Consider the following 1,509-nt stretch of genomic DNA (forward strand, 5'->3'; position numbering starts at 1 on the left):
GCAGCCGCCGGAGGCCCCATCGCCAGCGTCGCCTACGTCATCGCGCTGAGCCAGGCCGGCACCCTTGCCGTGCCCATCGCCGCGCTCAACCCCGCCGTCGGCGCCATTCTCGCCCGCGTCCTCTACAAGCAGCCCCTCAAGCCCCACATGGTCGCAGGCATCGTGGTCTGTGTCATCGCGGGAGTCATGATCGGCTCCACCGGGCTCACCGGTGACGTGCCCGCTGGCACCGGATTCGGACTGGCGCTCGCCTTCCTGGCCGCCGTAGGCTGGGGTGCGGAGGGCTGCATCGCCGGCTATGGCACCGCGATGATCGACTCGCAGATCGGCATCACCATCCGTCAGACCACCTCGGGCATCCTCAACCTCATCGTGGTGCTCCCGGTCCTCACCCTCGTCGGGGCAGGTTCTCTTGGCGAGACCTTCGGTTACGTGGGTGACGCCCTCACTGACCTCCCCTCGCTCGTCTTCTTCATCCTGAGCGGCCTGTGCGCGTACCTTTCGTTCGCCCGCTGGTATCGCGGCAACTCCATGTGCGGCACCGCGCTGGGCATGGCTTGCAACGGCACCTACACCTTCCATGGACCCTTCTTCACCTGGCTGATCGTCGGGCTTGCCATGGGCATCAACGGCTACGCCCTGGCGCCCATCGCATGGATCGCCGCGGCGGTCATGGTCGTCGGCATCTTCCTGGTCGCCGTCAACCCTGCGGACTACCTGTCTAAGAAGGAGCAGTAAGCATGAGCAGGCCATTGAACTACGCGATCCTCAAGCACTTCACCACCGTCGACGAGGCGTGCGCGGACGACGTCCTGGAGGCCCTCGAGGGCGAGTACTCCGGCTTCGCCGCCTTCACGAAGGACAAGGTGCAGGAGGCCCTGATGACGGCAGAGAAGAACGCCCTCATCGAGGAGTCTCGCTTCGACCTCGACCCCGCCGGCGATCTGCGCGTCTACTACCGCGCGACCGACGAGCAGCGCAAGACGATCGATTCCTACATCAAGTAGCGAGGAGCAGCCCATGCGATACAGGGGAGAGCAGGCAATCGGTCTCATAGAGACCATCGGGATGGTCCCCGCGCTCGAGGCCGCCGACAAGATGCTCAAGGCGGGTGACACCGAGCTCGTGTCGTACGAGAACGTCGGTTCGACCTTGGTGACCGTCGTGGTGACGGGCGACGTCGCCGCCTGCGAGGCGGCCGTCAAGGCGGGGGCAGAGGCGGCCGCCCGCATCGGAAAGCTCACTGCCCACAACGTGATGAAGCGCCCCGTGCCAGAGATCGGCGACGTCGTCTCGGTGCACGACGTGGACTACTAGGAGGATCCCGTGTCTGATTCTGCTATGAACGCGCTCGGCGCCATCGAGACCTTCGGCCTGGTGTGGGTGCTCGAGGCGGGTGACGCGATGTGCAAGGCGGGAGACGTCAGGCTCATCGGTTACGAGAACACCGCCTCCGGCTACATCTCGATCCTCGTCGAGGGCGACGTCGCCGCCTGCGAGGCCGCGGTC

General features: G+C 65.8%; 4 protein-coding genes. All 4 read left to right on the top strand.

All coding sequences use genetic code 11. From position 1 onward, the window contains the following. The coding region (locus BQ7388_RS10175) for a hypothetical protein (protein WP_072500573.1) at window positions 1-738 on the top strand (738 nt) is incomplete at its 5' end. A gap of 2 nt (window positions 739-740) precedes the next feature. Beyond that, complete coding sequence (locus tag BQ7388_RS10180; protein ID WP_009278957.1) at window positions 741-1,007, top strand: hypothetical protein; 267 nt, start codon at window positions 741-743, stop codon at window positions 1,005-1,007. Between the two features lie 13 nt (window positions 1,008-1,020). Continuing rightward, a complete protein-coding gene (locus tag BQ7388_RS10185) occupies window positions 1,021-1,317 on the top strand; it encodes a BMC domain-containing protein (RefSeq protein WP_062530906.1) in 297 nt (98 codons plus the stop codon). A 9-nt stretch (window positions 1,318-1,326) separates the two neighbouring features. After that, window positions 1,327-1,509 (top strand): BMC domain-containing protein (locus BQ7388_RS10190; protein WP_200781485.1); only part of this gene is annotated, 183 nt, incomplete at its 3' end.

Origin of the sequence: Olsenella phocaeensis (assembly GCF_900120385.1) — a bacterium.
Lineage (GTDB): Bacteria > Actinomycetota > Coriobacteriia > Coriobacteriales > Atopobiaceae > Olsenella_I > Olsenella_I phocaeensis.